We start from the raw sequence: 12,916 nt of genomic DNA on the forward strand, positions 1-12,916 counted from the left end.
CGCACATGCGGTCCGGACGTGCCTCTGGGAGGCACGTCCGACGCGCATGTGACATTCGAATGTGTCGGAGAGCGGGATTCGGTGTGACGCTAAGCGGGACTCGCGGGGGTTTGGGTCACCACTGCTCGGGGGGCTCGGCGAAGGCCTTGCCCAGCTCTCGTGACAGGGCCATGGCGCGACGGGCCCAGGTGTGGGTGGCGGCGGCGAGGCCGCAGGTGGGCGTGGGGACGGCTCGCTCGGTCAGCAGGGTGCGGGCGAAGCCGAGCTTGTCGACGAGATCGAATGCGGGCTGGGCCAGGGACTTCAACGCAACGGGAACCGCGGGGTCCGTGGTGGGCACGAGGCCGAGCAGCAGCACGGCACCGTCGTCCCAGGTCTCACCGATCTGGTCGAGGACCTCGGCCGAGGCGTTGCGGAGCACCGTGAGGTCGAAGGCCAGGGCGTCGGCACCGGCCGAGCGCAGCAGCGTCAGCGGAGGCTTGTCGGCGCAGCAGTGCACGATGACGGGCTGGCCGGTGGCCCGCCGGGCAGCCTCGATGACCGTGCCGAGGAGTTCCCGGGCCTCGGGCTCGGGCACGGGATTGACGTAGCCGAGCTTCGACGGAGTGGGCAGCAGACCCCGCAGGACGGACGGCAGCATCGGCTCGTCCAGTTGCACCACAACGGATGCACCCGTTCGCTTGGCCACCTCGGCCACGTGGGCGGCGAGGCCCTCGGACAGCGAGGCGGCGAACTCACGAAGTGCGCCCGGATCGGTGAGCACCCGGTGGCCACGCTGGAGCTCGATCAACGACGTGAGCGTCCACGGGCCGGTGACCTGAACCTTCACCACCGACGGCTTGACGTTCTCGACGGCGTCCTGGAATGCGTCGAGGTCGAAGCGCATGAGGTCGACCGCCCGGCGGTGGTCGTGGCCGGGCCGCGTGGCGACCCGGTAGCCGGAGGGCACGACCTCGACGGCGATGTCCACGAGCAGGCCGGCGGTGCGGCCGATCATGTCCGCCCCGACTCCGCGTGCGGGAAGTTCGGCCAGGTGGGGCAGGTCGGGCAGCTCGCCGGCGACGACGCGGTTGGCCTCGCCGGGATCGGTTCCGGGCAGCGACCCGATACCGGTCGCGACGGCCGTCGCCCAGGGTGTCTTCTCCACAGTCGGCAATCCTTCGTCATTTGGTGAACTACTCGAAAAAGGTCTAGACCCATTGACGTTGTGGTCTAGGCCACTTACGGTCGGTAGGCGACGTGAACCCACCGGGCCGCCCGCCGCGTAGAGCGGAGGGTCACCCCCAGTGGGCGACAGCCGTGGTGTGGGGGCGTGACGCGCCCTCGCCCCCACACCACCCCGCTGCGCGCGCATAACTCTCCGCTCCCCTGCCGCAGAGAGGCCTCAACCATGCGCACCTCCGCCCTGCTCGCCGCCCTCATCATCACCGCCGGCACGGTTGCGGCCGCCCCGGCATCCGCGGCGACCACCTTCCCGGCCTGTCAGCACTTCTACACGGGCACCATCCCCGACCGCCCGGTGACCGGCGGACACGGCCCCGGCACCCTGGTCCCGCCGGTCAACGTCAGCGGCCGGCTGCCCGCCCCGTCGGGCGTCAGCGGCGGCGTGTCCGGCAGCACCGTCACCTTCACGTTCAAGCGGGTGGCCGGCGCGGTCGCCTACCGGGCGTTCCGCAACGGCCAGGCGCTGCAGTGGATCAGCGACTGGGGCCAGCCGACGCTGACGGTGACCGACAACAGCCCGTGCCAGAACGCGAACTACCAGCTCTACGCCATGAGCGACGCCTCGGGCTCGGAGCCGTCGATCGGCCAGGTCTCCACCTCGTACCGGGTCGGCTCGGACGGCAAGCTGGCCGCGTGGGCGCTGCCCAAGGGCACCGTCCTCAACTACCGCGTCACCTCGTACAACGACAGCGGCCAGACCGCTCTGGGCTACAACGCCGGCCCGGGCTTCTGCGCGGTCGACGCGCGGAACATCCCGTGGGGCACCAGGTTCACCGTCCCCGGCTACGGCAACTGCTACGCCGCCGACATCGGCAGCTGGATCAAGGACGACATCGTCGACGTGTGGCTGCCGGGCAGCCAGGCCAACGACTGGGGCATCCAGCGACTGAACCTGGTGGTGAGCTGACATGCGCGCCGCGATCGCCCTGCTCGCCGCCCTGCCGGTGGTCGGACTGCTCGTCGCCGCCGGCCTGACCGAGGCCGCCACCACGCCGTCCGCCGTGATCTCCACCGACTCGGCCTGGGGCTCCGGCTACCAGGACAAGGTGACGATCACCGCCGGCAGCTCGGCCATCACCAGTTGGAAGGTCGAGTTCGACCTGCCGGCCGGGTCGAGCATGGGCTCGTACTGGGACGCCTTGGACGCGCCGAGCGGGCAGCACCAGGTGTTCACCAACCGTGAGTACAACGGCTCGCTGGCCGCCGGGGCCAGCACCACGTTCGGCTTCTTGGTCAGCGGTTCGGGGCAGCCGGTCAACTGCAAGATCAACGGCCAGCCGTGCGCCGGCGGCAGCACCCCTCCGACGACGACCACCACAACCACGACCACGACCACCACCGGGACTCCGCCGCCGGTGGGGGCGAAGTTCTCCCCGTACATCGACATCACCTCGCCCACCCCGGCATTGGCCGACGTGGCCAGGTCGACCGGTCAGAAGAGCTTCAACCTGGCCTTCGCGTTGGCCGACTCCACCGGTTGCAATGTTTCGTGGGGCGGCACCATCCCGCTCAACGACGCCCGGATCATCGGCGAGGTCAACGACCTCAAGGCGTTGGGCGGTTCGGTGACGGTGTCGACCGGCGGCGCCGCCGGGCCGTACCTGGAGAACACCTGCGGTTCGGCTTCGGCGCTCACCGCCGCGTACGAGAAGGCGTTGGACGCCGTCGGCAGCAACAGTCTGGACGTCGACATCGAGGCTTCCATCCCGACCGCCATGGTCAACCAGGCGTTGTTGGCCGTGCAGCAGGCGCGTGGCACCACCATCAGTTACACGCTTCGGGTGCAGGCTCAGGATTACGGCATCGACCCGTTCTCCGTGTCCATCCTCCAGGACGCCGCCTCCCGTGGTTTGAACGTCCTGGTCAATCCGATGGTCATGGACTTCGGCTTCACCGGCGACTGGGGCCAGGCCATGGTGTCGGCCGCCAACGCCACCTTGGGCCAGATGAAGTCCATCTGGCCGTCCAAATCGGACGCTCAGCTCCGAGCTTCGCTCGGATTGACCCCGATGATCGGCGTCAACGACAGCGGCATGGTCACGACCAAGGCCGCCGCGCAGACCGTGTTGAGCTTCGCCCAGTCCAACCACATCGGACGGTTGGCGTTCTGGTCCGTCGGCCGGGACAACGGCAACTGCCCGAGCGGCGGCGTCTCCCCGTCGTGCAGCGGCATCCCCCAGTCCCCCTACGACTTCACCAACCTCTACAAGATCTTCAACGGCTGAGATCTTCACGCTTGGAAGGGGGCCTTCCTGCACTCGGAGTGGAGGAAGGCCCCTTCCAAGCGGTCATTATGCTCCGAACAAACGGGAGAGGGCTTCGCGGGCGGCGGCGTCCTGGGCGGCGATGCCGTTGAGCACCTCGGCGAACTCGGCCAACCACTCGTCCACGCCGACCTGACGGCGGGAGATCACCACGCCCCGCACGACCTGGCGGATCTCGGCCTCGACGCCGCCGTGCTTGCCGGCGCGAAGCTCCAAGTGCTTGTCGGCAGTGCGAACCAGGACCGACGTGGCCTGTCCGCGGCCGAACAAGCCCCGCTTGCGCTCGACCTCGACCATGCCGGCGGGCAAAGCATCGCCCAAGGTCTCGGTGAGAACCCGCGTGTACGACTCGACATCGGCACGGTCGGCCTTCAGGGCGGCGACGACGAGGTGGGTGTCCCACATGTTGTCGGCCATCAGTCCACCAGGGGCAGCACGAGCTGCGGCTTGGCGATGGTGTGGTCGGCCCGCAACGGCTTGACCGCGGTGCCGATGGCGAAGAACTCGGTGGTGTGCCCGCCCCACCTGTGCGGCAACGACAACAGCTGCACGCCGACGATGCCCTCGGCCTGCAACGCCTCGGCCTCGGCCTGCATGCGGCTCATGGCCAGCTCCCGAGCGTCGTAGAGCGCCTCGGTGAACTGCGGGATCTCCACGTTCTGTCCGACGTTGCTCATCGCCTGCCAGAACCGCTGGTGCGCGACGTGGTAGACGCACGACCCCATGACCATGCCCAACGGGGCGTAGCCGGCCTGCACCAGCGTCCAGAAGTCCTGACCGGACAGATCGGACGTGAAGGGCTTGCCGGTGTTGTTGCGCCACTGCCCGGGCTGGTCGGCCTTGACCGCGGTGCCGACGGCGATGAACTCGGCCAGGTCGCTGCCGAACTCCTTGAACTCGATGTCCAACCGGACCCCGACGATGCCGTCGGCGCCGAGCACGTCGGCCTCGGCCTCCATCCGGGTCATGGCCAGCTCACGGGCGTGGTACATGGCGTTGGACAGGACCTCGAGCTCCTGGTTCTTGCTCCACCGGCCGAACTGGAACCCGACGTGGTAGATGCTGGACCCCAACACCATGCCCAACGGCCGGAACCCGGCCTCCCGCACCAGCAGGAACTCGTTGACGCTCAGGTCCGAGGTGAACAGCGAGGTCTTCTGGCCGGGTTTCATCTCGGCCAGCCGACGCATGGCGTCCTCGGGAATCCCGTCGACGGTCGTCATCTCACTCTCCCTGCCGGCGCAGCGGCATGATGGTCAACGTGCTGGCCGGGGTGGTGGTTCCCCGGTGGAACTGGGCGATGGCGGTGCCGTACACGTAGGCCAGCGCGGCGATGACCTGCTCGGCGGGCTCCCAGGTGGACAGTGCCATCCGGTTGACGATGCCGCCATCGGCACCGGCCTTGCGGACCACGTCGTGGAACCGGGTCCTGGCCCCGGCCCGAACGTGGTTGATCAGCCGGGTGTACGCGTCGACCTCGATGTTGCCGGCGTAGAACGAGGTCTGGGACTGGGTGGCGATGCCGGTGAAGATCGCGTTGGCCGCACCGGCCCACTCGACCTGGAGCGGCACCCAGCCGGCCAGCATCAGCTTGGCCACGTCGCTGCCGGACAGGTCGGTGGTGAACAGCGACTTCGGCCGGGTCGTGGACTGGGCCCGCACGGCGGTCCCCATGGCCAGGAACTCCTCGGCCTGGCCCAACGAGCTCAGGCTGAGCCGGATGTCGACCACACCGTCGGCGCCGAGCGCACTGGCCTCGGCCCGCAGCCGGTCCAGCGCGGTGTTGTAGCCGGTGTGCAGGGCCTCGAGGTACGGCCGCGAGTACGCGTCCATGTTGCCGTAGCGGTAGCCGGTGAAGGACCGGTACTGGGAGACGGTGCTGAGCACGACGCAGCCCATCACCTCGCCGACCGGCTCCAGGCCGACCGCCTTGATCCCGGCGGCCGATGGGGCGGACAGCAGTGAGGTGCGCACGCCGGAGCGTTTGGCCCTGGTCAGTCGCTCGACCGCGGCCGGGGGCAACCCGTGCATCGATGACCTCCTCGTCGTCCACCATCGTGTCACCGACGGGCGTTTCGGCAACGTGATCCAGCAGACTGTGCCGATGCTGATCGTCGCCGATGTCCTGGTCGCCCTGGTTGCCCTGATCCACGTCTACATCCTGGTGATGGAGATGTTCCTGTGGACCACCCCGCGCACCCGGGCCGCCTTCGGCCTGACCGCCGAGTTCGCCGAGCAGACCAAGGCCCTCGCGGCCAACCAGGGCCTCTACAACGGCTTCCTGGCCGCCGGCCTGATCTGGGGCCTTGTCGCCAGCCGGCCGGCCGAGATCTTCTTCCTGATCTGCGTGATCGTGGCCGGCATCTACGGCGCCGCGACCGCGACCAAGCGGATCCTGTTCGTCCAGGTGGTGCCGGGGGCGCTGGCCCTGCTGTTCGTTCTCCTGGCCGGTTGAGCACGTTCGGCGCTGGCACACCCGGCCGTTCCCGGTCGATACTGCCGGGACACGACGAGGGGTGGCGGGCGGTGCTGGTGCGGCCGGCGAACTGGGCCATCCGCCGGCTGCCGCCCGCACTCATCGCCTTCACCGTCCTCGTCGAGCTGGTCGCGGTGGTGCTGCCGTTCCTCTTACCCGGGCGGCCCCCGACCGGCGGCGACTGGCTGCGCTTCGGGGTGCTGCTGACGGTCGGCGTGGTGCAGGCCGAGCTGTCCCGGCGAACCGAGCGGATGCGACGGTTCCTGGCCAGCACCGTGCACGTGAACATGACCTCGGTGTGGATCTTCGCCGGTGCGGTGGACCTGCCGGTCGGCCTGGCCGTCACGCTCACGGTGGTGCTGTTCGCCCACCTGTGGGAACGGATCTGGCGGCAGCTGGCCAGCCGGCCGGCGCACCGGGTGATCTACACCGCCACCACCGTCGTGCTGTCCGTGCTGCCGGTACGGCCGGTGCTGGCCGCGGTGTCCGGGGCGCTGCCGTTCCTCGACCATGATCTCCGCAACCTGATCGGCATCGCGGCGGCGATGGCCGCGTTCTTCGTCACGAACAGTGCACTCGTCACGATCGCGTTGAAACTGCGCTATCCCGATCTGACGGTGAAAGAACTGTTCGGCGGCTGGGACGTCAACGCGCTGGAGCTGGCCACGCTGTGCCTCGGCGGGCTGACCGCGGTGGTGCTGATGGCCCACGTCTACCTGGTGCCGTTGGTGGTCCTGCCGATCGTGGTGCTGCATCGCGGCGTCCTGATGAGACAGTTCCAAGAGGCCGCCACCACCGATCACAAGACCGGCGTGCTGAACTCGGTGGCCTGGCACGACGCCGCCGCCCGCGAGCTGGACCGGGGCGCCGACTTCGGCGTGCTGATGATCGACCTGGACCACTTCAAGCTGGTCAACGACACGCACGGGCACCTGGTCGGCGACGCGGTGCTGCGCGAGGTCGCGGACACCCTGTGCGACCAGGTCCGCGAGGTGGACGCGGTGGGCCGCTTCGGCGGCGAGGAGTTCGTGGTGCTGTTACCCGGGGCCGCGCTGCCGGACGCGATCCGCGTGGCGGAGCGGATCCGCACCGCCATCGCGGACCTGACCGTGACCGAGGGCAGCGCGGCCGTCTCGGCGCTGTCGGCGTCCATCGGCGTGTCGGTGCACCCGATGGCCGGCGCGGTGCTGGAGCAGGTGCTGCTGGCCGCGGATTCCGCCCTGTACGAAGCGAAACGCGGCGGCCGCAACCGTGTGGTCAGTCTGTTCGACCCGGCGTGAGCAGCCCGACCAGCTCGGCCACGAGTCGCGGCGGGCGCTTGCGGTGCACCACGAAGATCTCCCGCTGCGGCCGGGCCCCGGGCACGGCCCGTACGGCCAGCCGGTCGCGGTCCACGTCCTTGAGCAGGGTCATCGGCACCAGCGAGATCCCGAGCCCGGCCGCCACCAGGGCCAGCGTCACCTCGTAGTCGCCGGTCTCGTACGCCACGTGCGGCCGGATGTCCGCCTGCTCGCACACCAGTTCCAGGCAGACCCGGTTGTAGACGCCGTGCGCGCCGGAAATCCAGTCCTCGTCCCGCAGATCGCGCAGGCCGATCTTGCCGGTGGCCTTGGGATGCCCGGCCGGCAGCACCAGCCGCAGCGGGTCGGCCAGCAGCCGGCTGCGGTGCAAACCGTTGTCCGGCGGCAGGTTGATGCCCGGATAGCGGTGCGTGATGAGCACGTCCAGATCGCGCGACGTGACCAGGCCGTAGCCGCCGGGCGGCTCGATGTCCACAAGGGACAGTCGCGCCCGCGGATGGCGTTCCCGCAGCGCGGCAAGGGCTTCCGGCACGAGCGCCTTGCCGGCCGAGGAGAACGTGCCGATGGCCAGCGACTCCGGCTCGGCCTCGATCGAGGCCCGCACGGCGCGTTCGGCGTCGCGCAGCTCGCCGACCACGCGCTCGCCGTGGCGCAACAGGACTTCGCCCTGACGGGTCAGGGTGACGCCGGCCGGGCCGCGTTCGACCAGCCGGCAGCCCAGCTCGCGTTCCAGCTTGGCCAGCTGCTGGGACAGCGCCGACGGCGTGAAGGCCAGCCGGGCCGCCGCGGCGGTGATCGAGCCGGCATGGCCGATCTCCACGAGCACCCGCAGCCGGGCCGGGTCGAGCATTAAGCGCTCCTAAAGTCGGGTCTGAAATCCTCGCTGGTGATTATGACCCGGCCGCGCGATGGTTGCCCCATGACCACACTCCTGGGGCTGCCGACCGCGGCGGACGTGGCCACCGCGGCGACGACGATCCGCCCGCATGCCCGCCGCACGCCCGTCCTGCGCGCGTCGGTGAACGGCCGGGACGTGCTGCTCAAACTCGAACATCTCCAGCTCAGCGGCTCTTTCAAGCTGCGCGGGGCACTCAACGCGCTGTCCTGTGTCGACCACCCGACCCGGGTCGTCACGGCGTCCGGCGGCAACCACGGGCTGGCCGTGGCCACCGCCGCCGCGCTGCTCGGCGTGCCGGCGACGGTGTACGTGCCGGAGTCGGCCCCGGAGTCCAAGACCCGGCGGATCGAGGCCGCCGGCGCCCGGCTCGTCCGGCACGGCGCGACCTACGCCGAGGCCGCCGACGCCGCGCTGGCCGCCGTGACCTCGCAGGACGTGTACCTGCCGGCCTACGACCACCCGGACGTCATCGCCGGCCAGGGCACCGTCGGCGCGGAGATCGTCGCCGACGCGTCCGAGGTCGACGCCGTGGTGGTGGCCGTCGGCGGGGGCGGGCTGGCCGCCGGCATCGCGCTGGGCATCGGCGACCGGACGACCGTCGCCGTGGAGACCAAGGGCTGTCACGCCCTGCACGCGGCGCTCGAGGCCGGTCGGCCCGTCGACACCGAGGTGAGCGGCGTCGCCTCGTCCGCGCTCGGCGCGACCCGGGTCGGCGACCTGCCGTTCGCCGTACTCAACGCGCCCCGCACCTCGTCCGTGTTGGTCTCCGACGACGAAGTCGTTGCCGCGCAAGCACTTCTGTGGGAAGAGTTCCGCATCGCGGTGGAACCCGCCGCTGCGGCGCCGTTCGCGGCGTGGCTGGCCGGCCGGGTGCCGGCCGAGCGGCCGTGCATCGTGCTCTGCGGCGCCAACAGCGCGTGGACTACGGAACCGTGACCGTCACGGTGTAGGCCTGCATGGCCTGGCAGCTCATCTGGCCGGGCTGGGGCGACGGGCATACCGGCCGGGTGGCGGTGAGCTTGGCCGTTCCCTTGTGCCGGGCCATGAAGTCGGCCTGGGTGCCGCTGATCGGCGGGGAGCCGGTGAGCAGCAGCACGTCCACCGCGTCGGAGTCGCTGGTGATGGCCGACCAGTGCCCCTTGCCGTCCTCCGGCAGCTTCACGGTGAACTTGTCGCCGACCGCGACGCACACCGTCTGCCCGTTGTCGGCCATGGTGAGCTGGTGCGGCGACGGGCACGGTTTGGGATCGGAACTGGTCGATCCGGTCGTCTGCGGGGGCTGAGAGGCCGGCGGCACGCGCGAGCCGCAGCCGGCGACGAGGATCGCTGACATCGCTAGAACCACAAAGGCTGCTCGCATGTCCTCTGGACGGTGCGAGCAGCCCCTGCGGTTGCATCAATACAGTGGTTGCATCAGATTACTTGAGCGTTCCAGCCGTCAGGCCGGCCTGGACCTGCCGCTGGAACAGCACGTACACCACCAGCATCGGCAGCATGGCGATGGTCATGCCGGCGAACAGGCCCGACCAGTCGGACTTGTAGCCCTGCGCGACGGCCAGGTTGAGCAGGCCCTCGGCGAGCACCGAGTGGTCGGTGTCGAAACTGGACTGCTTCTGCTGCAACACCAACGGCAGCAGGTACTGGTTCCACTGGCCGATCACGTTGAAGATGCCGATGCTGATCAGGCCCGGGCGGGCCATCGGCAGCATCACCCTGGCGAACAGCGTGGTGTGCGAGGCCCCGTCCAGCAGCCCGGCCTCCGCGATCTCCGTGGGGAGGGTGCGGAAGAAGGAGTGCAGGAAGAACACCGTGAACGGCAGCGAGAACGCCACGTACACCAGGATCAGCCCGGCGTAGGAGTTCAGCCCGATGTACGGGCCGATCACCGGGATGGTGCCGAGGTTGCCGACGATCTTGAACAGCGGCACCAGGGCCAGGAACACCGGCAGCGTCAACCCGGCGACGAACGCGTAGTAGATGATCCGGTTGCCCGGGAACGAGTACCGGGCCAGCACGTAGGCCGCCATCGACCCGACCACCATGGTGATGGTGACGCCGCCGGCCAGCACGATCACCGTGTTGACGAAGAAGTCGCCGATGTGGCCCGTGGTCCAGGCCCGGCCGAAGTTCTCGAACTGCGGCGAGGCCGGCAGCGACCACGGACTGGACAGGATCTCCTTGTCCGTCTTGAACGAGGACATCACCGCCCACAGCAGCGGCAGCACCACCATCGCCGCCCACAGCAGCAGGAAGCCCTGCGAGAAGAAGTTCACCACGCCGAAGCTGCCGCGCGGCGGCCTGGCCCGCTGCGACTCCGGCGTCGGGGCCGTCGGCGCGGCCGTGACGAGCTGGGTCATGTCGACTACCCCCTCAGAACTCGATGCGGTCGCGTCGGGTGATCCGCAGCTGCACGATGGCCAGCAGCAGCGAGAACACCGCGAGGGCAACGCCCATGGCGCAGGCGAGGCCGAACTTGCCCTGGGTGAACGCGGCCCGGTACAGCACGTTGGAGATCAGCTCGCTGGCATGGTCGGGGCCGCCACCGCCGGTGTCCGGGGTGAGGCCGGTGACCAGGGCGAAGCCGTCCAGCGCGATGAAACCGAGGTACACCCAGGCGACGGAGATGTTCTCCCACAGCAGCGGCAGCGTGATGCGGAAGAACGTCGGCCCGCGGGAGGCGCCGTCCAGCAGCGCCGCCTCGTAGATCTCCTTCGGGATCGACTGCATGGCCGCCGAGAACAGCACCATGTAGAAGCCGACCCCGCTCCACACCATCACCGCGAGCAGGCACCACATGACCAGGTCGGGGGAGTTGAACCACTGCACGGGTTTGTTCGGGTCGACCAGGCCCAGCGCCATCAGGAAGGCGTTGAGCAGCCCGCGCCCGTCGGTGCGGAACACCGACTGGAACAGGATCACGATGATCGCCACGGACAGCACCTGCGGGAAGAACAGCACCACCTTGTACACGCTGGAGCCCCGCACGCCACGGATGCCCGCGCTGTCCTCGCGCCCACCGACATTGAGCATGAACGCGAGGAACAGCGCGAGCAGTATCGTCACCACGGGCATCAGCACCAGCAGGAAAGCGTTGTGCACCACCGCGCCCAGGAAGATGTCGTCCTGGAACAGCCGGGTGTAGTTGCTGATGCCGATGAAGTTCTGGGTGTCGGAGAAGCCACCCCAGTCGGTGAACGAGTAGAACACCGTCTGCACGAACGGCGAGACGACGTAGATCACGTACAGCACCACGGGCACGATCAGGAAGCCCGCGATGAAGGGCAGACGGCGGAATCTCATCGGCTACTTGTCCCGGTGGAACTTCGCGATCGAGCTGTCGGCCGCCACCTTGTCGGCGGCCGCCTGCACCTTGTCGATCCACTGGTCGGCGGTGAAGCGGCCGGCCATCAGCTCACCGGTGGCCGCCTCCCACTCGTTGATCATCGTCGGGTACCAGTCGGTGACCGAGCGGTAGGCCAGCAGGTTGTCACCGGCCGCCGTGTTCACCTTGTTCACCGAGGCCAGGCCGGTGGAGCCGGTGACGCTGTCGGCCGAGCCCTTGACGATGGACAGCGAGCTGGTGGCCTGGGCGAAGTTCTTGGCCGCGTCCTTGCTCAGCATGATGCGCAGGAACTCGAGGCCGCCGGCCACGTTCTTGGCCTTGGCCGGCACGATGAACGGCTCGCCGGCCTCGGCCCGCAGCGTGCCGTAGGGCATCTTGTCGCTTGCGGTGAGGTCGGGCATCGGCAGCACGGTCAGCTCGGTGCCGGCCGGCGTGGTCTTGCGCATCTCGTTCTCGAGCCAGCTGCCGCAGGGCAGGAAGGCCGCCTTGCCGTCGAGGAACGCCTGCTGCGACTCGGTGTGCGTCATGCCCTCGGTGCCCGGCAGCATCCAGCCGTTGTGCACCAGCTCGAGCACGGCGTTGAGCGAGGCCTTGACCGCGTCCACCCGCCAGGCGTTGGGCTTGAGGTTGTCGATGTCGATCAGGACCTGCTTGCCGCCGACCTTGCCGACCCAGTCCATGATCGGCACACCCATGTAGTACGGGTACTTGCCGGCGTGGGCCCACGGCGCGATGCCGGCCGCCTTGATCTGCGGGGCCAGCGTCTTGAACTCGGCCCAGGTCTTCGGCGGCGTCCAGTTGTGCTCGCGGAAGACCTTGGCGTTGTACCAGATGCCGTACACGGTGTAGCCGTAGTTGAGCAGGTAGACCTTGCCGTTGTAGGTGCCGACGTCCAGCACGTTGGGCAGCAGCGTGTCCTTGACCTTGACGTTCGGGTCGTCGTAGCTGGGCGCTTCCAGCAGCGGCGACAGGTCGGTCAGCGCGTTGCTGTCGACCAGCGTGCCCGGCTTGATCTGGTTGGCCCCGGAGTCGTCGATGACGTCCGGCGGGGTGCCGTTGGCGAACCGCGGCTGGAGCTGGTCGGAGATCTTCTGGGTGGCGCTGAAGGCGGCGTTGGCCTTGGGGAACGCCTTCTTGTACAGGTTGATGTCGTACTTGGCGTAGTCGACGCCGAACCCGCCGTCGAAGATGACGACGTCCAGCGGCGCCTCCTCGGCGACGGCGAGCGGGTTGGTCGCGCTCTTGGTCCCGGTCGTGCCGGCCGAGCCGCCGCCACCGCCGGCGCAGGCACTGAGCACACCGGCCGCGGGGCCGGCCAGCACCGCGAGCGCGGCCGCTCGCTGGAGCAGCTGGCGACGGGTGAATTCGGAACCCGGTTGGTTAGCCATCTGGATCTTTCCCCCTGCTGGT

At 69.2% G+C, this 12,916-nt stretch carries 14 protein-coding genes; 5 read left to right on the top strand and 9 right to left on the bottom strand.

The genetic code is table 11. From position 1 onward, the window contains the following. Positions 1 to 115: 115 nt before the first annotated feature. Entirely contained in the window at positions 116 to 1,147 is a 1,032-nt protein-coding gene (locus tag M3Q35_RS26955; RefSeq protein ID WP_273935313.1) for a methionine synthase, read from the bottom strand. Between the two features lie 243 nt (positions 1,148 to 1,390). Between M3Q35_RS26955 and M3Q35_RS26960 the strand changes: the two genes are divergently transcribed. Next, a complete protein-coding gene (locus tag M3Q35_RS26960; protein WP_273935314.1) occupies positions 1,391 to 2,131 on the top strand; it encodes a 3D domain-containing protein in 741 nt (246 codons plus the stop codon). 1 nt (position 2,132) lies between these two features. Further along, positions 2,133 to 3,449, top strand: a complete 1,317-nt coding sequence (locus M3Q35_RS26965; RefSeq protein ID WP_273935315.1) for a cellulose binding domain-containing protein — start codon at positions 2,133 to 2,135, stop codon at positions 3,447 to 3,449. A gap of 66 nt (positions 3,450 to 3,515) precedes the next feature. On the opposite strand, the gene M3Q35_RS26970 is transcribed toward M3Q35_RS26965, so the two are convergent. The 3 genes from M3Q35_RS26970 to M3Q35_RS26980 are packed head-to-tail and all read right to left on the bottom strand — an operon-like array spanning position 3,516 to position 5,519. Beyond that, positions 3,516 to 3,905 (bottom strand): hypothetical protein, encoded by a 390-nt coding sequence (locus tag M3Q35_RS26970; RefSeq protein ID WP_273935316.1) that lies wholly within the window; start codon positions 3,903 to 3,905, stop codon positions 3,516 to 3,518. Next, entirely contained in the window at positions 3,905 to 4,711 is an 807-nt protein-coding gene (locus tag M3Q35_RS26975) for a heavy metal-binding domain-containing protein (protein ID WP_273935317.1), read from the bottom strand. Before M3Q35_RS26975 ends, M3Q35_RS26970 begins: the two co-directional genes overlap by 1 nt. Position 4,712: 1 nt before the next feature. After that, positions 4,713 to 5,519 carry a heavy metal-binding domain-containing protein gene (locus M3Q35_RS26980; protein ID WP_273935318.1) on the bottom strand — a complete coding sequence of 269 codons (807 nt, stop codon included), beginning with the start codon at positions 5,517 to 5,519 and terminating at the stop codon, positions 4,713 to 4,715. Positions 5,520 to 5,592: 73 nt separating this feature from the next. Here M3Q35_RS26980 and M3Q35_RS26985 point away from each other — a divergent pair, with 73 nt between their 5' ends. Together M3Q35_RS26985 and M3Q35_RS26990 are read left to right on the top strand one after the other, a co-directional pair. Then, entirely contained in the window at positions 5,593 to 5,943 is a 351-nt protein-coding gene (locus tag M3Q35_RS26985; RefSeq protein WP_273935319.1) for a DUF1304 domain-containing protein, read from the top strand. A 71-nt stretch (positions 5,944 to 6,014) separates the two neighbouring features. Further along, complete coding sequence (locus tag M3Q35_RS26990; protein WP_273935320.1) at positions 6,015 to 7,244, top strand: GGDEF domain-containing protein; 1,230 nt, start codon at positions 6,015 to 6,017, stop codon at positions 7,242 to 7,244. Here the strand turns inward: M3Q35_RS26990 and M3Q35_RS26995 are convergent. After that, positions 7,222 to 8,115, bottom strand: a complete 894-nt coding sequence (locus M3Q35_RS26995) for a LysR family transcriptional regulator (RefSeq protein ID WP_273935321.1) — start codon at positions 8,113 to 8,115, stop codon at positions 7,222 to 7,224. The two genes, M3Q35_RS26990 and M3Q35_RS26995, sit on opposite strands and share 23 nt — an antisense overlap. 69 nt (positions 8,116 to 8,184) lie before the next feature. On the opposite strand from M3Q35_RS26995, the gene M3Q35_RS27000 reads away from it, so the two are divergent. Beyond that, a complete protein-coding gene (locus M3Q35_RS27000; protein WP_273935322.1) occupies positions 8,185 to 9,099 on the top strand; it encodes a serine/threonine dehydratase in 915 nt (304 codons plus the stop codon). Here M3Q35_RS27000 and M3Q35_RS27005 read toward each other — a convergent pair. The 4 genes from M3Q35_RS27005 to ngcE all read right to left on the bottom strand — a co-directional run bounded on the left by M3Q35_RS27005 (position 9,086) and on the right by ngcE (position 12,894). After that, complete coding sequence (locus M3Q35_RS27005; protein ID WP_273935323.1) at positions 9,086 to 9,496, bottom strand: hypothetical protein; 411 nt, start codon at positions 9,494 to 9,496, stop codon at positions 9,086 to 9,088. The genes M3Q35_RS27000 and M3Q35_RS27005 overlap by 14 nt on opposite strands. Positions 9,497 to 9,581: 85 nt before the next feature. Next, positions 9,582 to 10,520 carry a carbohydrate ABC transporter permease gene (locus M3Q35_RS27010; RefSeq protein ID WP_273935324.1) on the bottom strand — a complete coding sequence of 313 codons (939 nt, stop codon included), beginning with the start codon at positions 10,518 to 10,520 and terminating at the stop codon, positions 9,582 to 9,584. 13 nt (positions 10,521 to 10,533) lie between these two features. Beyond that, a complete protein-coding gene (locus M3Q35_RS27015) occupies positions 10,534 to 11,463 on the bottom strand; it encodes a carbohydrate ABC transporter permease (protein ID WP_273935325.1) in 930 nt (309 codons plus the stop codon). A gap of 3 nt (positions 11,464 to 11,466) precedes the next feature. Further along, positions 11,467 to 12,894, bottom strand: coding sequence for an N-acetylglucosamine/diacetylchitobiose ABC transporter substrate-binding protein (gene ngcE, locus M3Q35_RS27020; RefSeq protein WP_273935326.1), 1,428 nt, complete (start codon positions 12,892 to 12,894; stop codon positions 11,467 to 11,469). Between the last annotated feature and the right edge of the window lie 22 nt (positions 12,895 to 12,916).

It is taken from the genome of Kutzneria chonburiensis (assembly GCF_028622115.1).
In the GTDB taxonomy this organism is placed as follows: domain Bacteria; phylum Actinomycetota; class Actinomycetes; order Mycobacteriales; family Pseudonocardiaceae; genus Kutzneria; species Kutzneria chonburiensis.